Below are 26,508 nucleotides of genomic sequence, written 5' to 3' on the forward strand. Positions count from 1 at the left end.
AACAAGGCTGTATGCATGTACAGTATTTTTGCCGATTTTTTCACGCGCCCGTTTCAACTGAAAACCACCGACGCCTTCAGCCTATAGGCGCGCCGATACGGCCCGGACACACGTCCAGGTGCGCGCACTCACATTGGGAAGTTGCCTACCGGGCAGAGAAAAAGCGCCTGCACAGAGGCGCGTTAATACCCGGTCATTTCCAGGTACCCCACCCCACCCTCAAACTGCACCGGCCCTTCCCAGTACGGAATGCTCAGGTTCATCCAGGCCTTCGGATTGACGGCCTGGGGGGTGATATCCAGGTGCTTGCCGGGAATTTTCAGTGACCAGCGCGTCGGGATTTGGCGCCCGTCGATCGCGGTAGTGGTCAGTGGCGTGAGCTGGATATCGGCGTTGTGCAGCGTCTCGGTGCGGCCCTGTTGATCAATCCAGGTGCCGGTGAGATAGCCCGCGCCGTCTGTTTGTCGAACGCGAAACAGCATCAACTGCTCGCCGCGATCCAGGTGCAGGGAAAACCAGTCCCAGCCGGTCTGACTGGCCGCCAGCGGTTGGCTGCTCCATTCACGGTCGAGCCACGCCGGGCCGCTGACCTGATAGGGGGTGCCGTCGATGCTGACAGTGCCGGTCGCGGTGAAAAACGGCTGGCTGTAGTAGTAGGACGCCTGGCCCTGATCGGATTTGCGGCTGTAGCCGTTGTCACCTTGCAACACCAGCGGGCGGCTGGAGGTCAGGTGCAGGTCGTAGGCAAATTGCGCGCCGCCGGCCTTGAGTTGCATCTGCGCCAGAGGGCTTGCGGCGCCGGGGCGGGTTGCGAAATTCCAGTCGTCGATCCAGGCGTTGAACGGCACCGCCTGGGCGCCGGCCTGGCCGATCCCGCCACGCGCGTAGCGTTCGGCAGCGTAGTGGTGAGTGGCGGAGGTGACGGCGGCGTGGCCGAGCCAGATCGTGGAGTCATGCCAGCCGGGTTGCGCCGGCCCCGCCTTCAACGCGTTGCGAAACAGCGTCCATTGCACGCCGAACACATTCCCCTGGGCGTCCTTGAGATTGGCGGTGACATACCACCATTCAATGCGAAAACCGTCATGGGGGCCGTGGTCCTCGGGAAAACTGAAGACCTTGCCGGGCACCACCTGAGCAAAGTCCGCCGCATCGCTGCCCAGGCCTGCGAAGCTTTCCGGCGGCGCGGGGGCTTTGTCGCACGCGGCCAGCAACAGCAAGGCGGCCCACAACCAGGCTTTAATCTTCATTGGCAAACGTCCTCAGCAAATCCGTCGGGCGACTGCGGTACAACTGCCACAACGGCCAGGCCGAGGCCAACAAGGTGGCCAGCAGCGCCAACCCCAACAACTGAGCGAGCTGCCAAGGGAACACCTGCAATGGCAGGCGCCAGCCGAATGCCTGCACGTTGATCACCGCGTCCAGGCACCACGCCAGCAGCAGGCCCAGCGGCAACGCCAGCACCAGGGTCAACACCGCCAACAGCCAGGTCTGGCCCAGGTTGAGCAACATCAATTGCCGACGCGTCACGCCCAGCGCCCACAGGGGCGCGAGTTGGCCCAGTCGACTCTGGCTCTGGGTCAGCAGGCTGATAAACAGCGCCACGCCGGCCACGCCGAGGGTCAGGCTGTTCAAGGCGGCGGTGGCGGCGAAAGTGCGCTCAAACACCTGGCTCGACCAGCCTTTGAGTTGCTGCTGATCGACAATGCGGCTGTCATCCAGGGCGAACGTGCGCTGCACCTCGCGCACCAGCGGTGGCACATCTTGCGGCTGCACCCGCAGGTTGAAGCGGGCCGGTGTCAGCGTTGGCCAATGCGCCAGCAGGTGGTACGAATTGACCAGCAGATGGCCTTTGGGGTTGCCGTAGTCGGCGTAAATTCCCACCACCTTGGGCGACCAGAGACCCTCAGGCGTGGGGATCGCGATGGCATCGCCCAACTGCACCTTCAAGCGCCTCGCCAATTGTTCGCTGAGCATGACGGTGTCGCCTTGCAGCAACTGGTCCCAAGGTGTGCTTGCCGCCTCCAGCAACGGCCAGTGCTGGCGGTAGGTCGGGTCGTCGACCACGCCGAACACATCCGCCGGCCAGCCCTGCAGTTGCACGGCAACCTGCCAGGTCGGTAGCACCGCCTGCACCAAGGGTTGCTGCGCCAACCACGTCGCGAGTTGCTCGGCCTGTGCCGGGTTTTGCGGGTTGAGGTACAGCTCCGCCGTGAGGCGTTGCTCCAACCAGTTATTGAAGGTCTGGCGAAAGCCCGAGGTCATGGAGCCCGCGCCGATATTCGCCGCCAGGGCCAGCAGCAAAGCCATCAACGCCAGGCTCAAGGCGGGCAACTGCTGGCGGCAGTCGGCAAGAAACCACTGGCCGAGCACGGAGCGGCTACGCCCGAGCACTGCCGTCAGCAGGCCGTTGAGCACCACCGGCAAGCCGAGCGCCGCGCCCAGCAGCAAGGCGGCCATCAACACAAAACCGGCCGCCAGGCTGTCGCCCAACCCTAGCGCCAGCAGCGCGATGACCAGCGCGGTAGCCGCCACCCAACCCTGGCGTCGCAACCAGCGCGCGTGCGCGTCATGCCAGGCCTGGGCATTGGCCAGTGCCAGCAGCGGCAAGCGCGCCGCTCGCCACAGGCTGCTGCCGCCGGCCAGCAGCGCGCCCACGAGACTCAGGCCCAACCCGGCCATCCACCACCACGGGCTGAGGCTCAACTGGCCCGGCACCTCGGCGCCGTACAGCCCACGTAAACTTGCGGCGACATCCGGCAGCAGCAGGCTCGCCAACAGATACCCGCTGGCGACACCGAGCACACCGCCGAGCAACGACAACACGCCGAGTTCGACGCCCAGGCTGAGGATCAGCATGCGCGCGCTGACCCCGCAGGCGCGCAAGGTACGCAATAATCCGCGCCGTTGTTCCAGCGCCAGGCCGATCGCGGCGTGGACAATAAACAGCCCCACCACAAAGGATAAAAAGCCCAAGGCGTCGAGGTTCAAGTGAAAGCTTTCGGTGAGGCGCGCGAGGTTGTTGTCTTCACCCTGCTTGAGTTGCAGCGCAGCCGGTGGCGTGGGATGACCGGCGGCAAAGGCCTTGTCCAGCAGCAGGCGCGACAGTTGCCCCGGCATGCCCAGCAGCGGTTGGGCAAAGCCGATATCGGTCAGCAACAGGCCCGGAGCCATGTCCTGCTGAACCTGCAACGGTGGCAAGGCTTGCCCGCTCGCGGTCAGCGGTTGCTCGCCTTCATGCAACCCCAGGGCCGACAAGGTGTGCGGTGCGATCCAGGTACGCCCCGGCGGGTTGAAAAACGCGATCATCTGCGCCTGGCTCAACCGCTGCCCCGCCACTGCCCCGCCGCCGGGCAACGACAGCGGGTCAATGCCCATCAATTGCAGGCGCAGGTCCTCATGCCCCTTGAGCTGCAAGCGCCCCTGCACCACCGGCGATACCGGCCACCCGGCACGGCGCAGCTCGGCAAACAGCGCCTGGGGGAAGCTGGCAGCGTCCGGCGCGCTGAGGCTGGCTTGCGGCTCACCGCCGATCAATTGACTGGCGCGTGCATAACTGTCCCGCGCCTGGCTGTTCAGCGCCTGCACGCCGGTCAACAGTGCGGTGGCCAGCCACAGGCCGGTCAACACGCTGAAAAACTGCACCGGGTGACGCCGCCAATGGCTGAGCAGTGCGCGCAACGTCCAATAAAAAACGCTCATCTCAACGCGCGTCCGCGGGCACGACACGGCCGCGATGCAAGACCACTTGCCGGTCCAGGCGCGCTGCGATGCGCGGGCTGTGGGTGACCATCAACAGGCTGGTCGCGCTGTCACGCAGCAGGTCCAACAGCAATTGCAACACGTCATCGCTGGTGGCTTCGTCCAGATTGCCGGTCGGCTCATCGGCCAGCAGCAAGCCGGGGCGCGAGGCCAGGGCGCGCCCCACCGCCACCCGTTGCTGCTGGCCGCCGGACAGTTGCTCGGGATAGCGCTTGAGCAAGTCACCCAGCCCCAGGCGCTCCACCAATTGTGCCTGCCACTGCGGATCGAAGCGCCCTGCCAGCCGCGCCTGGAACGCCAGGTTGTCCTCGACGCGCAAACTGCCGATCAGGTTGAATTGCTGGAACACCAGGCCGATTTCGGTGCGCCGCCAGTGAGCCAGCTGCGCCTCGGTCAGTTGGTCCAGGCGCTGTGCGCCGACCTGGATGCTGCCGCCGTCCACGCGGTCGAGCCCGGCCACCAGATGCAGCAGCGTACTTTTGCCGCTGCCCGACTCGCCCATCAGCGCAAGGCTGCTGCGTTCGCCCAGGTGCAAATCGACGCCCGCCAGCACCGTCAGCGAGCCCTGCGGGGTGGCGTAGCTTTTAAGGACACCGTGCACCTGCAACATAAAAGCGCTCACTTGAAAGACTGCAAACGAGGATAACGGCTGATTGTCGCGCCCACGCAATTTTTTCACATTGATTTCACCGCCCGCCTACCCTCGCCCCTCTAAATTGCCCACCACACGCCCACGGCCGGCAACTAGTTAGTTGCCGGCCGTGGCCACTTTTAACCGCTGGATGTTCAGCGAAAAGACAGCAGCCCTATGACAGCCTCTTGCTTAACTTCGGGCATCCGTCGAAGCGTTGCGCCTACTTCAATAAAAACAGTGCAGTACAGTGCCCATGGTGAATGATGTGGTTGACCTTACCCTGACCAAGCCGCGTTCGCGCCGCGGCTATATCAAGTGGTTGCGAAAGTGGTGGGCGGGCCTTGCAGTCATCGCGCTGCTGCTCGCCGGCTTCCTGCTGTGGCCCTCATCACCGCGTGACCTGAGCGTGGGCAATCGCTTGCTGAGCTCGCAGGTGCTGCCCAGCTGGCGCGACGGTGACCTGATCGTGCTGGTGCGCCATGAAGAGCGCTGCGACCGCTCGACAAACCCCTGTTTCGGCGGCGCCGAGGGCCTGACAGTCGTCGGCACCCAACGCGCGCAAGAACTGGGCAAGGCCTTCCTCAAACTCGGCATGGAAGGTAGCGACGTGCTTGCCAGCCCCGCATTGCGCACGGCCCAGACCTCACACTTCATGTTCGGCAATGCCGAGCTGACCTCCGGGCAGCAGGCGATCTGCGGCGCGGCCATTGGCGAAGAACTGCTCAGCCACAAGCAGCCCGGGCGCAACCTCGTATTTGTTACCCACAGCGGCTGTATTGCCGACTTCGAAAAGACCCTGGGTTTCCCCCACGCGGCCTTTCCCGAGTACGGCAGCGCCCTGTTTGTTCGGGTCAAGGCCAACGGCAAATTCGAGACCCTGGGCATCATGAACAGCCCCGGGTGGCCCGCCGTCCTGAAAAAACTCTAGACACTTTTTTACATATACCCACCTGTATGTTCAGCAAACCGACAGCCCTCTTCTGGCATGTTTAACTGCGCCTGTTACTTCAGGACGTCATGAATATTTTCAGTGGCTTAGTGAACTTTGTGACTTTTTCTTCTATTACTTACATGCCTCAGTACTCCACCGTTAAACGTCAAGGAGCGACGTTTTGATGACCCGTTTAAAACCTCTGCCGGTATTGTTGCTGGCCTTCGCCGTGTTCTATCTGCTGCCTTTGGGCCTGCACGGTTTATGGATACCGGATGAAACCCGCTACGCCCAGATCAGCCAGGAAATGCTGTTGAGCGGCAACTGGGTGGCGCCTCATTTCATGGGCGTGCGCTACTTCGAAAAGCCTGCCGCTGGCTATTGGCTGATCGCCATCGGCCAGTGGGTGTTTGGCGAAAACCTCTTCGGGGTGCGCATTGCCTCGGCCTTGACCACGGGCCTGAGCGTTGTGCTCGCGTACCTTATCGCCCGCCGCCTGTGGAACGACCCGCGCAAGAGCTTCGCCTGTGCCCTGCTCTACATGAGCTTCGGGCTGGTGGCGGGGCAAGCGGGTTACTCCAACCTCGATCCGCAATTCACCCTGTGGGTCAACCTCAGCCTGGTTGCTCTGTGGTTCGCGCTCGACAGCCGCACCTCACGTGGCCGGCTCGGCGCCTGGGCAGTGCTGGGCGTGGCCTGCGCCATGGGGTTTATGACCAAGGGCTTTCTGGCCTGGCTGTTGCCGGTGCTGATCGCCGTGCCGTACATGCTCTGGCAACGACGCCTGGGTGAATTGTTGCGCTATGGCCCGCTGGCGATCCTGGTGGCGGTGGTGCTGTGCCTGCCGTGGGTGTGGGCGATCCATCTGCAGGAACCGGACTACTGGCGCTTCTTCTTCTGGCACGAGCACATCCGCCGCTTCTCCTCCAACAATGCCCAACACGCCAGGGCCTGGTGGTTCTTCCTGCCGATCATGGTGGTGGCGTGCCTGCCATGGGCGGCGCTGTTGCCCGCGACCGTGATCAACGCCTGGAAAGACAAAGGCCAACCGGCGATTATTTTTCTGGCCTTGTGGCTGCTGCTGCCGCTGGTTTTTTTCAGCCTGAGCAACGGCAAGCTGCCGACCTACATCATGCCGTGTCTGCTGCCTCTGGCGTTGCTGATGGGGCATGCGTTGATCGACCTGATCAACCGCGGCAAAACATGCAGCCTGCGCATTAACGGCCTGCTCAATTTCGTCATCGGCCTCGGCGCGATGGCGACCCTGATTTACCTGCAGATCGACAAGCCGTTGTACAGCAACAGCCACGCCGAGATGTACAGCCTGTCGCTGACCTTCATCGTGCTGTTGGGCTGGATCCTGGCAAATCTGCTGCAAGCCTTCCGCCCGCTGACGCTGTGGGCCATGCCTGCGCTGGCCATCGGCGTGCTGGTGGCGCTGCTGCCTGCCGGCATGCCGCAAGAGGTTACCGATACCGAAATGCCCGACCAGTTCGTGCTTGAGCATCTGGATGAACTGCAACAAACCCATGCTTTGATCAGCAATGAACTGGGTTCGGCCTCGGCGTTGTCCTGGCGCTTGCGCCGCCCTGACGTGGCGTTCTACGACACCGAGGGCGAGCTGCGCTATGGCCTCAAATACGCAGATTCGGTGCACCGCAAAGTCAGCTTTGAAAATGTTCAGCCCTGGCTGAGCGAAGCCCGCCAACAAGGCTCGGTCGGCGTATTGATGCGCGTCAGAAGCACCAGTGAACATCGCGAAGAAGGGCAACTGCCACCCGGAGGCCAGCGCTACCGCAAGGGCGCCATGCTGCTGATCATTTATCCCAAACTTCCTTGACGTCATGCCCACCGTGAGAGCCGCCGATGAATTTCTGGAAAACCGAACGCGGCGCGCTGGTGCTGCTGCTGGGCGTCTCGGCGTTACTCCTGCTGCTGGGCCTGGGCAGTCGCGATTTGTGGGGGCCGGAGACCCGTTGGGCCAACATCGCCCTGCAGATGCTGCAAAGCGGTGACTACTTCGACCCCTACCTCAAGGGCGCACCGTACTACGACAAACCGCTGCCCTCTTACTGGCTGATTACCGCGTGCGCCAACCTGATGGGCGGACTCGGGCCATGGTCGCTGCGCCTGTCATCCGTGATCGCGGCCTGGCTGAGCATCTGGCTGGTCTACCTGATCGGCGAGCGCCTGTTTCGTAAAGGCACCGGGCTGATTGCCGGCTGGATGCTGGCGACCACCTTCTACTTTCTGTTCTGGGCCCGCGTGGCCACAGCCGATGTGCTGACCGTGTGTGGCGTGCTGTCGGCGGTCTGGTGGTATTGGCGCGGTCCGGACGACACGCGGCTGGGACGCTACACGGTATTTTTCCTGCTGCTGGCGGCAACGTCGCTGTTCAAAGGTTTGATCGGCTTCGTGTTGCCGGGCCTGGTGCTGTTGCCGCACCTGCTCAGCGAACACCGCTACCGGCGCCACCTCAACCTGCGCCTGCTGCTGGCCATGCTGATCGCGGCGGCGTTCTATTCGATTCCCTTCGTGTTGTCCCACTTTTACGGGGCACCCACCTATGGCGAGAGCGGCCTTGAACTGGTGTTCAAGGAAAACGTCGTGCGCTTTTTCGACCCCTTCGACCACATGGGGCCGATCTATACCTACCTGATCTACCTGCCCGCCTACACCCTGCCCTGGGCGCCGTGCTGGCTGCTCGGCGTGTGGCTGGCGCTGCGCCATTGGCGCCAAACGCCTCCTAACGTGCGCTGGCTGGTGTGGGGCCTGGGCCTGTTGTTTGTGTTCTTTACCGCCAGCGGCAGCCGCCGCAGTTATTACGTGTTGCCGCTGGTGCCTTTCGCCCAGCTGCTGGGCGCCTGGTGGCTGAGTGAACGCCTGCAGCAGCAACCGGCCCGTTGGCCGCGCTGGCAGAAGGCGTTTGGCATCACCGCCGGCGTGTTGCTGCTGGTGCTGGGCGTGGTCTACCCCTGGACCACCGGCAACGGCGGCGTCACCCGATTCGCCGAGGATGTGCACGCCGAGGCGGTGAAAAGCGCGCCGTGGAATCAGTGGCAGATGGTGCTGGTGGAAGTCGACAACAAGGTCCCGATGTACCTGCAAAACGGCGGCAAGCCGTTTTACTACGTGAGCGAAACCCAGGACTTCCCGCGTCAGGGCGACAGCGCCGCCCTGATGGCCTGGCTGGAAAAAACCAGCGGCCAGGGGTTCGACCCGCAGCACACGATCATCGTCGCGCAATACTCAAAGGAAGACCCCACACCGTTGGCCTACCTGGGCACGGATCATCAGGTGATCACCACGCAGCCGGACAATGGCGAGCGGCTGTTCCAGAAACGTTCGGGCGGCAGTGTGGCGTTTATTCCTGTGCCACGCTGACAGGCCCGCTCAGGCGCTGCGAGTCTTCACCCGTGCGTGGAACCCCGCCAGCACCGCCTGCGGTTTTTCCAGCATCAGTTGGTGACCGCAATTCTCCAACACTTGAAACACCGCGTTGGGCAACTGCGCTGCCAGAGCTTGCCCGCCACTGGCGGGCGTGAGGCCGTCACTGTCGCCGGCCAGCACGCTGACCGGCAACAGCAGGCTGCGAACCTGATCGGCGTCCGGCCATTGGGCGTGCTTCATCAGCGCCTTGAACATGGACAGGCGGTTGCGTTCAGTGAGTTTCTCTTCATAGGCCACCAGCGCCGGGTCGGCCGTGGCGTGCCAGGCGCGCTCGCGAAAGCCCTTGGCCAACACAGGACGCAGCCATTCCAACAGCCACGCAGGTAAAGCCATCAGGCCACCGCCTGTCACCGGTCGATGCAGCTGCGTGCCCAGTAACAGCGCCGCGTCGACGGGCACTGCGGGCTTGGCCAGCAAGGTGCTCAAGCTCAGCCCGGTGCCGAAGGAATGCGCCACGATCACGTTGCGAGCACCGCCGTAGCGTTGCAGGATCGCCAGGTAGTCGGCCACCAGCTCCGACCAGGCATAGGCAGTGGCTTTTCGCGGTTTGGCGCTGTCGCCGTGGCCGAGCAGGTCCCAGGCGACCAGGCTGTAACCCTCAGCCTTCAGCGCCTGCCATTGCAGGCGCCATTGGTCCTTGTTGCCGCCGGCGCCATGGCAGAAAAACACCACGGTGGCGGTTTCGGGCGTGCCGCGGTGGTGGGCGATGCTCAGGGATCGGCCGCGACGGATCTCCACGGCTTCACCGCGCACCACTGGCAACTGGCTAAGGTTGGCACTCATAAACACTGCATTCCTCGATCAAAAAACTCGGTCAGTGTGGCGGCGGCCTTGCCGGCGCCTGCATTAAAGCGTGTCGGCCTCAAGCACGGCGGCGTTCGGCACGCACTGCAATAGCGCTCGGGTATAGGGATGCCGCGCATCGGCAAACAATCTGTCAGTCTCGCCCTGCTCGACCACACGGCCGTGTTGCATCACGGCAATGCGATCACACAACCGCGCCGCCACGCGCAGGTCGTGGGTGATAAACACGATGCTCAATTTAAGGCGCCGTTGCAGCGACTCAAGCAGCTCCAGAATCTGCACCTGAATCAACGCATCCAGAGCCGAAACACACTCATCGGCAATCAGGATTTTCGGTTCCACCGCCAATGCACGGGCGATGCCGATGCGTTGGCGCTGGCCCCCGGAAAATTCGTGCGGGTAGCGCTCGAAGGCCGAGGCCGGCAGGCCCACCAGGTCAAGCAATTGCCGCGCGCGCTGTTCGGCGTCAGCCCTGGAGCGGCCCTGCACCCGCGGCCCGGTCATGATGATGCGGCCTACCGTCTGGCGCGGGTTGAGCGAGGCGAACGGGTCCTGGAAGATCATCTGCACCGCGCTGCGCAACGGGCGCAGGCGCCGTTCCGATAAACCGACAACCTCCTGGCCGAGCCATTGGATGTGCCCGCTGTCGGCATGCAACAAGCGCACGAGGCAGCGGCCCAAGGTGGATTTGCCCGAGCCGGACTCACCCACAATCCCCAGGGTTTCGCCTTCGCGCAGTTGCAATTGAACCGCGTCCAGCGCTTGCGTGGTGCGGCGCGCGCCCCACCCTGCACGGGTGCTGAAGACCTTGCCCAGTTGCTCGGCCTTGAGCACCACGGCGCCGTCCACCGCCGTACGCGGTGCCAGCGGCTGTGCCGACACCGCCGCCAGCAGTTGCCGGGTATACGCCGCCTGCGGCTCGCGCAACACCTGGCGGGCGCTGCCCTGCTCCACCAGATGGCCCTTTTGCAACACCAGCACGCGGTTGGCAATCGCCTCGACCACGGCAAAATCATGGGTGATAAACAACAGCGCCATGCCCTTGTCCTGTTGGATTTTGCGCAACAGGTCGAGGATCTGCGCCTGAGTGGTCACATCCAGGGCCGAGGTCGGTTCATCGGCAATCAACAGCGCCGGATCGAACGCCAGGGCCATGGCGATCACCACCCGTTGGCGCTGCCCGCCGGACAGCTCGAACGGATAAGCCAGGCGCAGGCGTTCAGGGTCGGGCAGGCCGACATAACCGAGCAGGTCGACCACGCGCCGACGGCGCTCGCGCACCGCGTTCACCCCATGGGCGCGCAGGGTTTCGTCGATCTGCTCACCCACGCGCAGCAGCGGGTTAAGGGCGCTCACCGGCTCCTGAAAGACCATGCTGATATCGCGCCCGCGCAGTTGGCGCATGGCGGTGTCGCTGAGGGCGGCCAGGTCTTGATCACGAAACGCCAGGCGCCCACTTTCCACCGTCAACGGCGTCGGCAGTTGACGCAGCAACGCCTTGGCCAGCATCGACTTGCCCGAACCGGACTCGCCCACCACACACAGGCATTCGCCGCTGCGCAATTGCAGCGTCAGGTCATACAGCGCATGGCTGCGGTCCGCACCGGGCGGCAAGGCGATACGCAGGTTCTCGACACGCAATAACGTCATAGCGACCTCCCCGGTTCAAAAGCCACGCGCAAGCCTTCGCCCACCCGGTTCACCGCCAGCACGCACAGCACAATCGCCAGGCCCGGCAAAAAGCTCATCCACCAGGCCTCGCGCAACACGCCACGCGAGGCGTTGATCATGTAGCCCCAGCTCATCGCTTCCGGGTCGCTCAACCCGAGGAACGCCAGCGCCGCCTCAGTGAGGATCGCCGTGGCCATCACAAAGGTCATCACCACCAGCAACGGCGCCAGGGCGTTCGGCAGGATCTGTTGGGTGATGATCCCCAGTGGCGATTGCCCCAGCACCCGCGCGGCTTGCACAAACTCACGCTGGCGCAGGGTAAGGAATTCACTGCGCACCAGGCGCGCCACCGCCGGCCAGGCAACCAGGGCGATGGCCAGCACAATGGTGCCCAGGGACGGCTCCAGCACCGCCACCAAAATCACCGCCAGCACCAGCTGCGGGATAATCTGAAAGAACTCGGCGACGCGCATCAGCACGCCGTCGAGCCAACCGCCGAAATAACCGGCCAGCGCGCCGACGATCAAGCCGACCAGCAAGGTTGCCAGGCTCGCCAATGCGCCCACGGCCAGGGACACGCGGGCGCCGTAGAGCAAACCGCTGCCCAGGTCGCGGCCGAGTAAATCGCTGCCCAGCCAATGCGCCGAATCATGGAACGGGGCGAGCATCGGCTGGGTGTTCATCTCCCATGGCGAACTGTGGGTGAGCCACGGCGCGGCAATCGCCAACCCCGCGAGTACCAGCAAAAATACCGCGCCCAGCAACGCCGAAGGCTGGCGGATAAAGCGTTTGAGCAGCGCCATCAGCCCTGCCCTCCGGCGCCGATGCGCGGGTCGAGGAAACGGCAGATCACATCGGTCAACACGTTGAAGCCCACCACCAGGATCGAAATCACTAAAAAGCCACCCATCAATACGCCGTAGTCGCGTTGCGCCAGGGCGTCGTACATCAAGCGCCCGATACCGGGCCAGGAATACACCACTTCCACCAGCAACGCGCCGCTGGCCAGTTGGCCGAGTTGCAGCCCGGCGAAGGTCACCACCGGCAGCAACGCATTGCGCAGCACATGCACATACAGGATGCGCCAGGGGTGCAAGCCTTTGGCGTGGGCGGTGCGCACGTATTCCTGGCCAAGGGCGTCGAGCACGGCGGCGCGGGTCAGGTGGATATACAGGGCGAGAAACAGCACGCTCAGCGACACGCACGGCAACAGCAGATGCCGCAAGCGATCAAGCAGCGAGAAGTCCTGGCCCACGCTCTCCATGCCAAAGGCCGGGAGCCAGTCCAGGCTCACGGAAAACAGCAGAATCAACAGCATCGCCAGCCAGAACGGCGGCATCGCATACAGCAGCAAGGCGCCGTGGGAGATCACGCCATCGAGCCAATGGCGCTTCTGTCTGGCCCGCGCCGCCAACACACCCAGGCTCACGCCCAACACGGACGACACTACAAACGCCGAGCCCATCAGCGCCAACGTGGCGGGTAACCGCTCGGCGATCAGTGACCACACCGAGCTCTGGTTACGGTAGGAATAGCCGAGGTCCAGTTGGGCAATATGGCCCAGGTAAATCAGCAGTTGCTCAACCAGCGGTTTGTCCAGGCCCATGGTCTGGCGCAGTTGCTCGATAAACTGCACATCGTCCACACCCGCTTCGCCCGCCAGCAGCAGCGCCGGGTCGCCCGGCGCCAGGTGGATCAGCACAAAGCTCAACACCAGTACCGCCACCACCATCAACAGCGCCTTGGCCAGGCGCCCGCCCAGATACAGCACGCCGTTCATGGCGCCGGCGTCTCGAGGTAGACGCTTCCGTAATCTTCGTTAAGGCTGGTGGCGGTTTGCAGCAGGTTTTTCACCTGGTTGTGAAACAGCGTCTGGTTGCGCATTTCAAAGATCGGCGCAATCGGCAGGTCGGTGTTCAGCACGTTTTCCAACTGGCTGTAGAGCTGCTTGCGCTCCGGGCCTTCCGGTGTGTCGGCGAGCTTGTTCCACAGCGCATCCGCTTCGGGGCTGTTGTAGCCGCTGACGTTGGCGAACGGCGAAGTCTTGAGGATGTAGTCGGAGCGGAACAGGTAGGCACTGGTCAGGTACGGGTCGCCGATCTGGAAGATAAAGTTGTAGGTCAGGTCAAAATCCCAGTCACTGACGCGCTGGAACCACGTCGCGGCGTCGGACGTCACCACCTGCACCTTGAAACCCAGCGGTTGCAAGGACTGCTTGGTGTATTCGGCCAGGCGCTCCCACGCGCCGCCCTTCTCACCATTGAGCAGGCGGATGCGCACCGCGCCCACGTCCACGCCGGACTCGGCAATCAAGGCCTTGGCTTTGTTCACGTCATAGGCGTACTGCGGCAGTTGTGGATCGTGGTACGGCGTGGTCGAGACGAACTCGCCCTGGGCGACCTTGCCCGAGCCAAAGAAGATGTTATCGACGATGAACTGCCGGTTCAGCGCATACAGGATCGCCTGGCGCACCTTGGGGTTGTTCAGCGGCGGCTTGCGTGTGTTGATCTGCAAAAACGCCAGGCCCGCATACAGCTCCCAGCCCTTGTGCGATGACTGCACATCGGGCAAGGCACTCAGGCGCTTGAGGTCGGCGTAATCGGCATCGCCACTGCGCAGCACTTGCACGTCGTTGCGCTCGAATGCGGCGGCGCGCGAGGAGCCGTCGGGGATCACGTGAAAGATGATGCCGTCGAGGTGCGGCAGGCCTTTTTTCCAGTAGGTGGGGTTCTTGGCCAGCTTGATGTAGGCACCGCGCTTCCACTCGACAAACACAAACGGCCCGGTGCCGACCGGTTTGAGGTTGTAGGGGTTATTGCGAAAATCAGTGCCTTCGTACAGGTGTTTGGGCACCACCGGGCGCAGGCCACTGCCCAGGGCCGACAGCAACGGGGCGAAGGGTTTCTTCAAGTGGAACACCACCTGCAACGGGCCCGTAGCGGTGATGCTGTCAACGTATTCGGTGATGATGCCGCCCAGGCGCTTGTCCACCTCCGGGTAGAAGGTCTGGAAGCTGAACACCACGTCATCGGCGGTGAAAGCCGGGCCGTCATGCCAGTGCACGCCGTCCTGCAGGTCGAAGGTGTAGGTCAGGCCATCCGGCGAAAGGGTCCAGGCTTTGGCCAATACCGGTTTGGGGTTCAGGTCAGTGTCGAACGTCAGCAGGCCCTGAAGGATCTTGCCGCTCACGTATTGGGTGGACACATGGCTGACCACGCCATGCATCAGCGACGGCGGCTCCGGCTGGGCCACCAGGTTCAGCACGCCGCCGTCCTGGGGTTGCGCCAGCGCCTGGCCGGCCAGCAAAACGGTGCACAGGCCCACGGACGACAGGACGCGGCGCAAAGAGAATGAGCGCATGGAGGCTCCTCGGGTTGAAAGAGATGCCAGCGGTTTTGCAAGCGCTGTGCCATGGGGCTTCGGGCTTGAGATTGCTGGATTTGCAATCGGGCGAGCTGATGAAAAAACCACAGCGACCTGCGCGAGTGTGCAAAAAGCAACAGCACCGCCGTTCACTTGTGGGACCTGACTTGCCTGCGATTGCGGTGGGCCGGAGGGCGGATGAGTTGGCCGAACCAGCGCTAGCGCAGGCAAGCCAGCTGCCACAGGGATTCCAGGGTGTCAGCTGGCACAAGGTTTGCCCCTGTCACCGTTATCTGTATCAACGAGCCGAACCTCATGTCACTGGATTACCTGGGCAACCCCATCGACACCACCGACGCCGCCACCCGCCAGGGCCTGGACGATTTCATCGGCGGCTTTCTCGGTTACCAGCCGCGCGCCGAGCGCATTCTGGCCACCGCCGACGCCAACGCGGACTCCGCGCTGGCCAATGCGTTTGCCGGCTTGTTGCTGATGTTTATCGAGTCCCCCGCAGGCCCGGCACTGGCCGACCACTACCGCCAACGCGCCACCGCCGTGAACACCGACCACCCGCGCGCGCAGCTGTACCTTGCCGTGCTGGACGCCTGGATCAATGACGACCTCGATCAAGTCGTGCACCTGAGCGACCACCTGCTGGAACGCTACCCGCGCGACTTGTTCGCCGCCAAGCTCAACCAGTATGTGGAGTTCAATCGCGGCAACTGGCCGGCGCTGCTGCGCATCGGCCTCAAAGCCACCGCCGGCGCCGCAGACATCGCCCACAGCCACGGCCTGCTGGCTTTTGCCTATGAGCAATGCCATCTGCTCGAAGAGGCTCAAACCAGCGCGCGCGAAGCCTTGCGCCTGCAACCGAGCGAGCCTTGGGCCCACCATGCCCTGGCCCATGTGATGCTCACCGAAGGCCGTATCGAGGAAGGCACGGCTTTTCTGCAAGGCGTGAAGCACCACTGGGACGGCCTGAACTCCTTCATGTACACGCACAATTGGTGGCACCTGGCGCTGTTTTACCTCGCGCGCGGGGATGACCAGCAGGTCCTGGAGATTTACGACCGCCACGTGTGGGGCATCCTGCCGCAATACTCGCAGGATCAGGTCGGCGCCGTGTCCTTGCTGGCGCGTATGGAGCTGGCGGGCATCGATGTGGGTGAGCGCTGGCAAGCATTGGCGCCGTACCTGCAATCACGGGTGGGCGATACGGTGCAGCCGTTTCTCAGTGTGCAATATCTGTATGGGTTGGCGCGGGCCGGCAAGCCCGAGGCGGATGGGTTGCTGACGGCGCTGCGCGAGCATAGTGGTGAGGCGCGACCGGTGTGGGGCGAAGTGACATTGCCGCTGGCGCGCGGCTTACTGGCGCATGCGCGAGGCCATGTACACGAGGCCCTGGAGCAACTGGCAATCGCCCTGCCGCGCCTGAACGAGATTGGCGGCAGTCATGCCCAGCGCGATTTGTTTGCGCAGATCGAACTGGATGCGCGGTTGCGCACAGGTGATTGGTTTACTGCCCAGCAAACCTTGGAATTACGGCGCCGGTATGACGGCTGGGATGTACCGACAAACCGAAGTTTGGTGCGCGTGTATGAGGCGTTGGGGCTACCCGAGCAGGCAGCAAAAGCGCAGGCGCGAGTGCTGCGTTTCAGCTGAAAAACACCGTTAAAAAATGTGCGAGCTGGCGTGCCAGCTCGCACCTTTGAGCGCGCTCACTGGTTAATCAGCCCCGAGCGGCAAATACCCCTCTGGCAATCGCCCGCGCCACACAATCCGCGGCGGCTGCCCCAATACAACCAATCTCCACCTGCCGCCGTGGGCCGTCGGTCAATGCCACCGCCGCCGACGCCAAGGCAAACACCGTGTCCCCATCAAACGGCAGATGCGCCGGCCGCACGGCTCGGGCAATCCCGTCCTGGGCCATGATTGCAACACGCTTGCACTCGGCGACGGTCAGCCGCGCGGTGCTGGCGACCACCACCAACGTGGTATTGGCCCCGGCCTGCAAGCGGCCCATGGAGTCCAGGCGCGACAGCTCCGGCATCGGATCGCTGCAGTCCATTTCGGTTTGCGGCCGATGCCCGCCAAATTCGCCCTCCACCTCCCAAGGCCAGGCCCAGAAGGTTTCGCCATCGGGCATATACACCGAGCCAATCGGGTTGGCGACCACCAGCGCCGCGACGATCAAGCCATCGCCCAGGTCCAGAGAGGCGCTGCCCAACCCGCCTTTCAACACGCCCGCCATGGCGCCACGGCCAGCGCCCACCGAGCCCAGCTCGAAGTCCTCAGCCGCATTCGCCAACGCTTCAAACCCCAGGCGCCGATAAGGCGGCTCCAGGCCCCAAGCCTTGTCGCCGCCATTGGCCAGGTCATGCAACACGGCCGCCGGCACGATGGGAATCGCCGGCGCGCCGGGTTTCAAATGCAGGCCAACATCGTCCTGAGACAGTTTGGCCGCCACCGCATCGGCCGCACCGAGGCCGAACACCGAGCCGCCGGCAAACACCAGCGCGTGCAGCTGGCCGACCATGTTTTCCGGCTCCAGGGCCGCTGTTTCACGCCCGCCGGGGCCGCCGCCGCGGATGTCGATGCTGGCGGTCCAGAAGCCATCGGGGCGGATCACCGTGACGCCAGTGTCGACGTGCAGGTCCGTGGCGTGGCCGACCGTGAGGCCTGGGATATCAGAAAGGGCATTGCGCGGGCCGGGTCTAGGCATACAGAAAAAACTTCCTTGGGTTCAGGTATGGCGTGGGGAGAGCAAGGGGTGTGCCAAGCCGCAATACCCCGGCGTTACGGCGTGCATTGCGGTCCGCGCGAGCGTGTCCTGCACAAAAACCAACACCCTGCCCTTTGGCCTGTTAGAAAAACACCAACACAGGCGCCAACATCACTCCAACCAGCTGTTTTAAAACATTTTTTTCAGGTGGCACAGCCTTTGCTCTCCTGCCTCCACCAGAGCTTGAACCCAACAAGCCGACCTCGATCAAGGCCAACGCCTTAAAACCACTGGAGTGTTTCCCATCATGAATGCATCACGCGCCGCAGGCCGCCAGGCCTTCGCCCACACCCTGTTATTCCTCGCCCTGTGCGAGGCCGCGAGCTACAGCAGCCTGGCCCTGGCCGCCGACGCGCCGGCCAGTGACAACCCTTTGGACACGGTCGTCGTGATCGGCAACCGTGGCCAGGCACGCACCCTGGCCGAAAGCCCGGCGCCGGTGGATGTGATTTCGTCCAAGCAACTGTTGGCCACCGGCCAGGGCGACCTGACCCGTGCGCTGAGCAAGGTGCTGCCGTCCCTCAACCAACCGGCTTCCTCGGGCTTCGGTTCCACCTCGGTGGTGCGCCCGATCAGCCTGCGTGGCCTCAACGGCGACCAAGTGCTGGTGCTGGTCAACGGCAAGCGCCGCCACAACAGCGCGCTGCTGAACAATGGCACTTACCTCAACTCCGGCTCGCAGCCAGTGGACCTGGACATGATCCCCACCGCCCTGGTGGATCATGTCGAAGTCCTGCGCGACGGCGCCTCGGCGCAATATGGCTCGGACGCCATCGGCGGCGTGGTCAACATCGTGCTCAAGCAGACCGATCACGGTGGCAGCCTGTCCACCAGCTACGGCCAGAACTACGAAAACGGCGACGGTGAAACCGTGCGTCAAACCGGTAACGTCGGCCTGGCGCTGCCCAACGATGGTTTTATCAACCTGGCCCTGGACGTGAAAAAGCAGAACATCTCGGACCGTTCCGACGACGCGCCGTACACCGACTCTGCCGGCAACACCAGCCAACGCCACACCTACTACGGCACCGGCCTGCCCGAGGCGAAAAACTTCAGCCTGGGTTACAACGCCGAGCTGCCGGTGGCCGACGCGCTGACCCTGTACTCGTTCTCGACCTTCACCCATCGCAATTCGGAAAAGCCCCTGGCGTTCCACCAGCCACCGTCGTTCAACGGCATCCAGACCCCGTACCCGGAAGGCATCGAAGACAACCTGCGCTTTATCGAAGATGACTTCCAGGTCGCGTTCGGCGGTAAAGGCCAGGCGGCCGGTTGGGACTACGATTTGTCCAGCACCTACGGCCAGGACCATGCGCGCGCCACGCTGACCGACACCTACAACCTGAGCTACGGCCCGACGTCGCCGACCTCGGTGGACACCGGCGTGAAGACCTTCAGCCAATGGACCAACAACCTCGACCTGACCCGCGCCTTTGACCTTGGCCTGTACAAGCCGACGCAAATCTCCTGGGGCCTGGAGCAGCGCTACGAGGACTACAAAATCGGCAAGGGCGACGTCGCCTCTTACGCCAGCGGGCCATTCGGCACTGGCGCCGACGGGTCAATCATTCCACCAGGAACGATTTCCGGCGCCGGTACCACACCGGCCGATGCCGCCGAAAAAAGCCGTATCAGCCTGGCGGGATACGGCGAGGTCGGACAGGATTTCACCGATAAATGGCACGTGGACCTGGCCGGTCGCTATGAGCATTACAACGACGGCTCCGGCACCACCACCAACGGCAAGTTCTCGACCCGTTACCAGCTGACGCCGATCCTGGCCGTGCGCGGCACCTTCAGCACCGGGTTCCGCGCGCCGTCGCTGGCCCAGCAGATCTACAGCGCCACCTCGCAAACCAGCGTCAACGGCCAACTGTTCGACTACCGCAACGTGGCGGTGAACTCCGACGTGGCCAAGGCGCTGGGCGCCAGCAACCTCAAGCCCGAGAAGTCGACCAACTTCAGCCTCGGTCTGACCCTGCAGCCCACCGATGCCACCAACATCACCCTCGACGCGTACCAGATCAAGATCAAGGACCGCATCGCCCAGACCGGCTACCTGGGCGGCACCCCGCAGATCAGCGCCATTCTCGCCGCCGCCGGGCTGAACCCGAACCAGGCGGTCACCTACTTCACCAACGCCCTGGATACCACCACCCGCGGCGTCGATCTGGTCGGCGATTATCGCCAGGACATCGGCGCCTACGGCAACCTCAAATACTCCGCCGGGTTCAACTGGAACACCACGCAGATCGACGACATCCACGCCTCCGCTGTCGCCGCGCAAGCCCTCGGCCCGGACGGTGGCTACGACCGTCAGCGCCAGGGCAACCTCAAGTACGGCCTGCCGCAATCCAAGCTGCTGCTGGGCACCACCTGGACCTACGACAAGCTGGAAGTGGCGCTCAACCTGACCCGCTACGGCGAGTACACGCAGTACGGCACCGCCGAGATCTACGACCGTACCTTCTCGCCGGCGTGGATCACCGACGTGAACATCGACTACCACCTGACCAAGGCCGTGACCTTGAATGCCGGTGCCAACAACCTGTTCAACAAGTACCCGGAGCGCACTGACCTGGCCAGCAGCTCGGGCGGTTTCCCCTATGGCAACTTCTCGCCTTACGGCACCACCGGCGGCTATTGGTACACCGGCGTGACCTACAACTTCTAACCCAGCGCACGGGGCCGGTTCGCCGGCTCCGTGCCTGACCTGAATGGGAGCCTGTGCATGACCCCTCGCACCGATCAACTCAAACTGGGCGCGTTTCTGGCCAACAGCGGCCACCACGTCGCCGCCTGGCGCCACCCGCTGGCCCAGGCCGATGCCAGCCTGGATTTCGAGCACTTCAAACACATCGCCCAGACCGCCGAGCGCGGCAAATTCGATGCACTGTTCATAGCCGACGTGGTCGCGCTGTGGGGCCATCATCACGATGCGCTGAGCCGCACTGCGCGCGCCGAGCACTTTGAGCCATTGACCTTGATGTCGGCCCTGGCTGCCGTCACCCACACAATCGGGCTGATCGCCACGGCCACCACCACCTACAACGAGCCGTACCATATCGCGCGCAAATTCGCCTCGCTGGACCACCTGTCCAAAGGCCGCGCTGCCTGGAACCTGGTGACCTCAGTGGTCCGCGATGAAGCCTGGAATTTCGGCCGCGAAAACCACGTGGACCACGGTGACCGCTACCAGCGCGCCGAAGAATTCCACGACGTGGTCAAGGGCCTGTGGGACAGCTGGGACGACGACGCCTTCACCCGCGACAAAGCCAGCGGCGAGTATTTCGACCCGGCCAAACTGCACACCCTCAACCATCGCGGCGCGCATTTTGCCGTGCGTGGCCCGCTCAACGTGGCGCGCTCGCCGCAGGGCCATCCGGTGCTGGTACAAGCCGGCGCGTCGGAGCCCGGCAAGCAGTTGGCAGCGCGCGTGGCCGAGCTGATCTTTGCCCACGCGCACAACATTGAAGGTGCCCAGGCGTTCTATCAGGACATCAAGCAACGTGCCGCCGCCTTCGGCCGCGACCCTGATCACGTGAAAATCCTGCCCGGCGTCACGCCGTTTATCGCCGACACCCGCGAACAGGCCCAAGCCTTGTTCGAGGAGTTCCAGGCACTGATCGACCCGGTACTGGGCCTGCGCCTGCTCGCCGACACCCTGGGCGATGACATCGACCTGTCCGGCCATGACCTCGACGGCCCGCTGCCGGACACACCGGTAGGCCAACGCGGCAGCCGTCGCGACAAGGTGCTGGAACTGGCGCGCAGCGAAAACCTGAGCATTCGCCAGCTGTACCTGCGCCTGGCCGGCGGCAACCCGGTGATCGGTACCGCCACGGATGTGGCGGACCATTTCCAGGCGTGGTTCCAGGCGCGCGCCTGCGATGGCTTCAATGTGTTCTTCCCGTATTTTCCCGGTTCCATCGAGCTGTTTGTCGAACGCGTGATCCCGCTGCTGCAGGCGCGCGGGCTGTTCCGTCAGGAATACGAAGGCAGCACCTTGCGCGAAAACCTCGGCCTGCCACGCCCGGCCAACCGCTTTACCCAAGGAGCCCCCGCATGAAGCGCAGCGCATGGATGCTGGCAGTCGGCAGCCTGATCGCCTCCAAGGCGTTTGCCCTGAACATCTTGCTGAGCAATGACGACGGTTATCAGCACCCGAACATTCGCGCGCTGTACACCGCACTCAAGGCTGCGGGGCACAACGTCAAGGTTGCCGCGCCGCAAAGCGACCAGAGTGCGCGTGGCGGCGCGTTCTTTTTTGGTCGCGAAGTCAGCGTCGGCCACGACAGCGACCCGGCCTACCCGGACAGCTACTTCATCAGCACCCATGAAAAAGGCCTGTGCCAGAGCGCCGAGTGCGCCGGTAAAGCGGTGCAGATCCAGATCAGTGGCACGCCCGTGATGGCGGTGCTGCTGGGCCTGAATAAAATCCTGCCACACCCTGACCTGGTCATCGTCGGACCCAACCCCGGCAACAACCTGGGGGCGATCAACATGGCCTCGGGCACGTTCAATGCCGCAAGTGTGGCGCTGCAGGCCGGGGTGCCGGCGCTGGCGGTGAGTACCGACTTGAAAGAAGCCGACCCGCAACGCGCCGCGCAGTTGATCGTGAAGCTGGTGCACGCCCTCGATCAACATCGCCAGCCGGGCGGCGCGCTGCTGCCCAAAGGGCTGGGCCTGAACATCAACCTGCCCAAAGACTCGCAGATCAAAGGCGTGAAGCTCACCCGCATTGGCAGCTACGTGGGTTTTGAAGCGCTGTACACCGACGACCTCAAGCAATTCAACCTGCCAGGCAAGCCGGGCATCGGCTTCCAGTACAGCCCCGCCGCCAGCGCTGCACAGCAAAACGATGAGGCGGTGTGGCTGAACAAGGGCTACCTGACCATCAGCCCGTTCAGCGGCCTTGCGGAGTCGATCAGCGCTGGCCCCGTGCTGCAAAAGCAATTGGCCCAGGAGATGAAGCCATGAGCGCAGGCTTTTCCCTGGGATTTCTGAGTCGGGTCTACAGCCCCAGCGCTGATCCCAAGGTGTACCGCGACACGCTGGAACTGTTCAGGGTTGCCGAAGAGTTGGGCTTCGACAGCGGCTGGGTGGCGCAGCACCACTTCGCCAGCGAAAACGGGCGCCTGCCCTCGCCGCTGGTGTTGCTCGCCGCCATCGCCCAGCGCACGCGGCGCATCAGCCTCGGCAGCGGCATTATCGTGTTGCCCCAGGAGGCGCCGTTGCGGTTGGCGGAAGATGCGGCGGTGCTCGATTTACTCAGTCACGGCCGCCTGGAATTGGGCCTTGGTGCCGGCTTTGACCCTGAGACGTTTGTTGCTTTTGGCCGCGCGCATGAAGCCCGCCATCGCGACTACGAACAGCACCTGCAACAGCTGCTTAATGCGTTGGGCAACGCGCCGTTGACCGACAGCGGTTCACGCCTGCTGCCGCGCGCCCACGGCTTGAGCCACCGGCTGTGGGAAGCCACGTCGCGGGTCGAATTGGTCGCCGAGCGCGGTCACGGGCTGATCATGGCGCCCAATCCGCACCTGCCGGCGCACGCCGGTGCAGCACTGGTGACGCGCTACCGCAACGCCTGGACCGGCGACAACGGTACACCGGCGCGCATCGCACGGGTGCAGGCATTATTCCCTGCGCCCGATGAGGCCACGCGCCGCGACATCCTCGCCTATGTGCAGCGCCAGCAAAGCATCGGCGTGTTCAAGGGCGAGATTGACGCCGACTTCGACACCACCCTCAAGCGCCTCGGCGTGCTGCACGGCCCGGTGGCGCAGATTATCGAACAGCTGCAGCAAGGCCCGACGTTGAGCGCCCACGACCAGTTGATCCTGCAAGTGCAGACCGTCAGCACGCCGTTGCGCGATGCCCTGCGCGCTCTGGAAATCATCCGCGAACACATCGCCCCGGCCCTTGGCTGGCAACCGACCCTGGCCACAGGAAACCTGTCATGAGCTTTAAACTGGGCTTTCTCAGCCACGCCTTTGGTGAGGATCCACAACAGGTCTACCTCGACCTGATCGAGCAGTTTGAAGTCGCCGAAGCGCTGGGCTTCGACGGCGGCTGGATTGCCCAGCACCACCTGAGCAATGGCTTCGGCCGCTTGCCTTCACCCTTGGTGTTGCTGGCGGCGGTGGCCGAGCGCACGCGACAGATCGAACTGGGCACCGGGGTGATTGTGTTGCCGTTCGAAGACCCGATCCGCCTGGCCGAAGACGCCAGCGTGCTCGACGCCTTGAGCGGCGGTCGCGTGCAATTGGGCCTGGGCAGCGGCGGCGCCAACCTCGACAACTTCAGCGCCTTCGACCGCGACCCGAGCCGGCGCCAGGCGGATTTCGCCGAGCGTCAGCAGCGCCTGCAGCATCTGTTGCAAGGCCAACCACTGAGCGGCGAACTGACCTTGCAACCGCCCGCGCCCGGCTTGAGTGCGCGACTGTGGCATTCCCACGCCAGCCTCGACGGCGCCCTCTACACCGCCCAGCAAGGCAACGGCCTGCTGCTGGGCACCGCCACACATGACCCACTCACGGTGCAAAAACCGCTGGCCGATGCCTACCTGCACGCCTGGTCGCACGCTGAGCGCGCGCCGCGCATTGGCGTGGTCCGCGCGATCTTCCCGGCCGACAGCCGCGCCAGCGCCCAGGCTGAACTGGCGATGGACATCGAGCGGCACATCCCGCGCCTGCAACGCGAAGGCCTGATCAACGAGGCGCTGGACCTGCAGGAACACCTGCGCCTGATGAACGTGCACCACGGCCATCCCGATGAAGTGATCGAAAGCTTGCAGCACGACCCGTCGCTGCTGCCTTATGCTGATTACGTGATCGCCGTGGTCCAGGCCGAAAGCTCGACCCAGGCGCAGATCCTCAAGCGCCTGGAAATCATCGCCAAGGACATCGCCCCGGCGCTGGGTTGGCAAAAACGATGAAGAATGGAGCGCTCCGATGCCCCTTCAATTCAGCTGGCTGATGCCCCTGTGTACGCCCGATTGGGCGGCGCGGCCGGGGCAATGGATTCAGTTGGCCCAGGCGGTTGAATACGCCGGGCTCGATGGCCTGTGGATACCCGGTGGCGCCTTGTGCGCCGACAGCCTAGGTGTGGCGGCAGCGTTGTGCGCGCACACGCGGCGGGTGCAGTTGTCGGTGAGCGTGCCGCCAGAGGTAATGCTGCCGGCAGCGCTGGCGACCACCCTGCAGAGTTTGCAATCGATCAGTGGCCACCGCGTGCAACTGCACCTGCCAAACGCTGAGCGCAGCGCGTTCGGCGAATGGCTCAACCGCGACCAGCGCAGCGAGCGCATCGGCGAATACCTGGACATCCTCCAGCAACTGCTCACAGCCAATAACGGCGGTCTGGACTATCAAGGCCGGTATTTCCAGCTGGAAAACGCCGGCGTCGCCCGCCGCGAGTTGCCCGCGCCTGCGCTGGTGCTGGACGACAGCCAGAGTCATACGCTGGTGGCCGCGCATGCCCAGACCTGCCTGTTGGCGCCTGGGCATCCGCATTGGCTGGCCCAGCAAATACAGGGTTGGCGGCAGAGCCAACCGGACCTTGAGTTTGCCTGCACCTTCGGCCTGATTCTCGGCGACAGCGAAGACCTGGCCTGGGAAACCGCTGCCACCTTGCTGCCCGTGCCGGACCTGCCGGATGAACCGCTGGCCACCCTGCCCCGCGCCCGCCACCCGTTGCGCCAATGGGAAGTGCACCCGAATTTGCTGCAACTGCAGCCCGGGCAACCGCTGATCCTGGTCGGCACCCCGCAACAGGTCGCCACGCGCCTGCAGGAACTGCACGGGCTGGGCCTGAGCCACCTGATCCTGGAAGGCGGCCCGGCGGTCAGCGAAGTACTGCGTTTTGGCGAACAGGTGGTCCCCCTTTTGCGCAAGGAGCGCTTGCACGATGAGCAATGATGTACGCCCACCGATCCAGCTGGACTGGTTCCTGCCCACCAACGGCGACGGCCGCCACCTCACCAGCAGCGGCCTGCCCAAGGTCGGGTTGTTCCAGCAAGGCGAACGCGCACCGACGCTGGACTACCTGCGCCAGATCGTACGCGCCACCGAACAGGCCGGTTTTGACGGCATCATGGTGCCCACCGCCAGCGGCTTCGAAGACCCGTGGCTGATCACCGCCGTGCTGGCCCAGGAAGTGCGCCGCCTGAACTTCCTGCTCACCTTGCGGCCCGGCACCGAATTGCCGGCCTACACCGCCCACCGCGCCGCCACTTTGCAATTGCTCAGCGAGAACCGCCTGGCGTTGCATGTGGTGACCGGCTCCAGCCGTTTCGAGCAGCGCTCGCTGGGCGACTTTCTCGAACACGACGAACGCTATGCGCGCACCGCTGAATTCCTGCAGCAATTCCAGGCTGTCTGGGCCGGCCAGCCTTCGGCGCATCCCGGACGTTATTACCGCAGCGGCACCCAAACGCCGATCGCGCCCGGCGCTGTGGTGCCGCCCATCTATTTCGGCGGCGCCTCCGAAGCCGCCGAACGCGTCGGCGCGGCCCATGGGCAAACCTATTTGATGTGGTGCGAACCGCCGGTGATGATCGCCGAACGCATCCAGCGCATGCGCGATCTGGCCGCCGCTCAGGGCCGCACGCTGCGCTTCGGGCTGCGCCTGCATGTGTTCGCCGCGCCCACCGATGAGCAGGCGTGGGCGCATGTTGAGCGGTTGCTGGAGGAGATCCCCAAGGACGCGATCGACCAGGCGCAACGGCAGATGGCCGCCTATGAGTCTGTCGGCCAGAGCCGCCAGACGCAGTTGATGCAAGGCCGTGGCCGCGGTGCGCGGGAGCTGGAGGTGTCGGCCAACCTGTGGGCGGGCGTGGGTTTGGTACGCGGGGGTGCGGGCACGGCGTTGGTGGGGAGCTATGCGCGGGTGGCGGAGCGGATCGAGGAGTATCACCAACTGGGGGTGGACAGTTTTATCTTGTCTGGTTTTCCTCATTTGGAAGAGGCGATTCATGTGGGGGCGCAGGTGGTGCCACTGTTACGCAAGATTGGTGCGGCTCGGGGGGGCAGTGGTGTCGGGCTTGTTGGGCCTGGTGGTGGGTCAGTGAGTTTATGAGTTGGCTGAGCTGGCGTGATTGGGGGTATATCC

Annotated in this window: 20 protein-coding genes; 11 read left to right on the forward strand and 9 right to left on the reverse strand. The window is 64.0% G+C overall.

Annotation, left to right across the window (positions count from 1 at the left end):
• Window positions 1-182 precede the first annotated feature (182 nt).
• Genes C4J83_RS19625 through C4J83_RS19635 form a run of 3 tightly spaced genes read right to left on the reverse strand, consistent with a single transcriptional unit; the run spans window position 183 to window position 4,369 of the window.
• On the reverse strand, window positions 183-1,247 hold the full coding sequence (locus C4J83_RS19625; protein WP_124417962.1) for a lipocalin-like domain-containing protein: 1,065 nt from the start codon (window positions 1,245-1,247) through the stop codon (window positions 183-185).
• The gene (locus C4J83_RS19630; RefSeq protein WP_124417963.1) at window positions 1,237-3,699 is read right to left on the reverse strand and encodes an FtsX-like permease family protein; all 2,463 of its coding nucleotides are present in this window, start codon (window positions 3,697-3,699) and stop codon (window positions 1,237-1,239) included. Before C4J83_RS19630 ends, C4J83_RS19625 begins: the two co-directional genes overlap by 11 nt.
• A 1-nt stretch (window position 3,700) precedes the next feature.
• On the reverse strand, window positions 3,701-4,369 hold the full coding sequence (locus tag C4J83_RS19635; protein WP_124417964.1) for an ABC transporter ATP-binding protein: 669 nt from the start codon (window positions 4,367-4,369) through the stop codon (window positions 3,701-3,703).
• A 277-nt stretch (window positions 4,370-4,646) separates the two neighbouring features.
• Between C4J83_RS19635 and pmrG the strand changes: the two genes are divergently transcribed.
• The 3 genes from pmrG (at window position 4,647) to C4J83_RS19650 (ending at window position 8,708) form a co-directional block, all read left to right on the forward strand.
• Complete coding sequence (gene pmrG, locus C4J83_RS19640; protein ID WP_164487990.1) at window positions 4,647-5,321, forward strand: lipopolysaccharide core heptose(II)-phosphate phosphatase PmrG; 675 nt, start codon at window positions 4,647-4,649, stop codon at window positions 5,319-5,321.
• 187 nt (window positions 5,322-5,508) lie between these two features.
• Window positions 5,509-7,164 (forward strand): lipid IV(A) 4-amino-4-deoxy-L-arabinosyltransferase, encoded by a 1,656-nt coding sequence (gene arnT / locus C4J83_RS19645; protein WP_124417966.1) that lies wholly within the window; start codon window positions 5,509-5,511, stop codon window positions 7,162-7,164.
• A 26-nt stretch (window positions 7,165-7,190) separates the two neighbouring features.
• Window positions 7,191-8,708 carry an ArnT family glycosyltransferase gene (locus tag C4J83_RS19650; protein WP_124417967.1) on the forward strand — a complete coding sequence of 506 codons (1,518 nt, stop codon included), beginning with the start codon at window positions 7,191-7,193 and terminating at the stop codon, window positions 8,706-8,708.
• 9 nt (window positions 8,709-8,717) lie between these two features.
• On the opposite strand, the gene C4J83_RS19655 is transcribed toward C4J83_RS19650, so the two are convergent.
• The 5 genes from C4J83_RS19655 to C4J83_RS19675 form a co-directional block, all read right to left on the reverse strand.
• Window positions 8,718-9,557 carry an alpha/beta fold hydrolase gene (locus C4J83_RS19655; protein ID WP_124417968.1) on the reverse strand — a complete coding sequence of 280 codons (840 nt, stop codon included), beginning with the start codon at window positions 9,555-9,557 and terminating at the stop codon, window positions 8,718-8,720.
• A gap of 63 nt (window positions 9,558-9,620) precedes the next feature.
• A complete protein-coding gene (locus tag C4J83_RS19660; protein WP_124417969.1) occupies window positions 9,621-11,228 on the reverse strand; it encodes a dipeptide ABC transporter ATP-binding protein in 1,608 nt (535 codons plus the stop codon).
• A complete protein-coding gene (locus C4J83_RS19665; RefSeq protein WP_119735769.1) occupies window positions 11,225-12,052 on the reverse strand; it encodes an ABC transporter permease in 828 nt (275 codons plus the stop codon). Before C4J83_RS19665 ends, C4J83_RS19660 begins: the two co-directional genes overlap by 4 nt.
• Window positions 12,052-13,029 (reverse strand): ABC transporter permease, encoded by a 978-nt coding sequence (locus tag C4J83_RS19670; RefSeq protein ID WP_124417970.1) that lies wholly within the window; start codon window positions 13,027-13,029, stop codon window positions 12,052-12,054. Before C4J83_RS19670 ends, C4J83_RS19665 begins: the two co-directional genes overlap by 1 nt.
• Window positions 13,026-14,609, reverse strand: a complete 1,584-nt coding sequence (locus C4J83_RS19675; protein WP_124417971.1) for an ABC transporter substrate-binding protein — start codon at window positions 14,607-14,609, stop codon at window positions 13,026-13,028. The genes C4J83_RS19670 and C4J83_RS19675 overlap by 4 nt, the downstream gene beginning before the upstream one ends.
• Window positions 14,610-14,927: 318 nt before the next feature.
• Between C4J83_RS19675 and C4J83_RS19680 the strand changes: the two genes are divergently transcribed.
• A complete protein-coding gene (locus C4J83_RS19680) occupies window positions 14,928-16,274 on the forward strand; it encodes a tetratricopeptide repeat protein (RefSeq protein ID WP_124417972.1) in 1,347 nt (448 codons plus the stop codon).
• Window positions 16,275-16,341: 67 nt separating this feature from the next.
• Here the strand turns inward: C4J83_RS19680 and C4J83_RS19685 are convergent, their stop codons facing one another.
• Window positions 16,342-17,334 (reverse strand): P1 family peptidase, encoded by a 993-nt coding sequence (locus tag C4J83_RS19685; RefSeq protein WP_124417973.1) that lies wholly within the window; start codon window positions 17,332-17,334, stop codon window positions 16,342-16,344.
• A gap of 307 nt (window positions 17,335-17,641) precedes the next feature.
• Here C4J83_RS19685 and C4J83_RS19690 point away from each other — a divergent pair, with 307 nt between their 5' ends.
• Genes C4J83_RS19690 through C4J83_RS19720 form a run of 7 tightly spaced genes read left to right on the forward strand, consistent with a single transcriptional unit; the run spans window position 17,642 to window position 26,475 of the window.
• Complete coding sequence (locus C4J83_RS19690) at window positions 17,642-20,068, forward strand: TonB-dependent receptor plug domain-containing protein (RefSeq protein ID WP_106578911.1); 2,427 nt, start codon at window positions 17,642-17,644, stop codon at window positions 20,066-20,068.
• Between the two features lie 57 nt (window positions 20,069-20,125).
• Window positions 20,126-21,463, forward strand: a complete 1,338-nt coding sequence (locus C4J83_RS19695; protein ID WP_106578912.1) for an LLM class flavin-dependent oxidoreductase — start codon at window positions 20,126-20,128, stop codon at window positions 21,461-21,463.
• Entirely contained in the window at window positions 21,460-22,374 is a 915-nt protein-coding gene (locus C4J83_RS19700; protein ID WP_124417974.1) for a 5'/3'-nucleotidase SurE, read from the forward strand. The genes C4J83_RS19695 and C4J83_RS19700 overlap by 4 nt, the downstream gene beginning before the upstream one ends.
• Window positions 22,371-23,360: an LLM class flavin-dependent oxidoreductase gene (locus C4J83_RS19705; RefSeq protein WP_124417975.1), complete on the forward strand. Its 990-nt coding sequence runs from the start codon at window positions 22,371-22,373 to the stop codon at window positions 23,358-23,360. Before C4J83_RS19700 ends, C4J83_RS19705 begins: the two co-directional genes overlap by 4 nt.
• The gene (locus C4J83_RS19710) at window positions 23,357-24,334 is read left to right on the forward strand and encodes an LLM class flavin-dependent oxidoreductase (RefSeq protein ID WP_124417976.1); all 978 of its coding nucleotides are present in this window, start codon (window positions 23,357-23,359) and stop codon (window positions 24,332-24,334) included. Before C4J83_RS19705 ends, C4J83_RS19710 begins: the two co-directional genes overlap by 4 nt.
• Before the next feature lie 16 nt (window positions 24,335-24,350).
• Entirely contained in the window at window positions 24,351-25,316 is a 966-nt protein-coding gene (locus C4J83_RS19715; protein WP_124417977.1) for an LLM class flavin-dependent oxidoreductase, read from the forward strand.
• Window positions 25,306-26,475 carry an LLM class flavin-dependent oxidoreductase gene (locus C4J83_RS19720; RefSeq protein WP_124417978.1) on the forward strand — a complete coding sequence of 390 codons (1,170 nt, stop codon included), beginning with the start codon at window positions 25,306-25,308 and terminating at the stop codon, window positions 26,473-26,475. The genes C4J83_RS19715 and C4J83_RS19720 overlap by 11 nt, the downstream gene beginning before the upstream one ends.
• Window positions 26,476-26,508: the final 33 nt, after the last annotated feature.

The sequence above is a fragment of the Pseudomonas sp. LBUM920 genome (genome assembly GCF_003852315.1).
In the GTDB taxonomy this organism is placed as follows: domain Bacteria; phylum Pseudomonadota; class Gammaproteobacteria; order Pseudomonadales; family Pseudomonadaceae; genus Aquipseudomonas.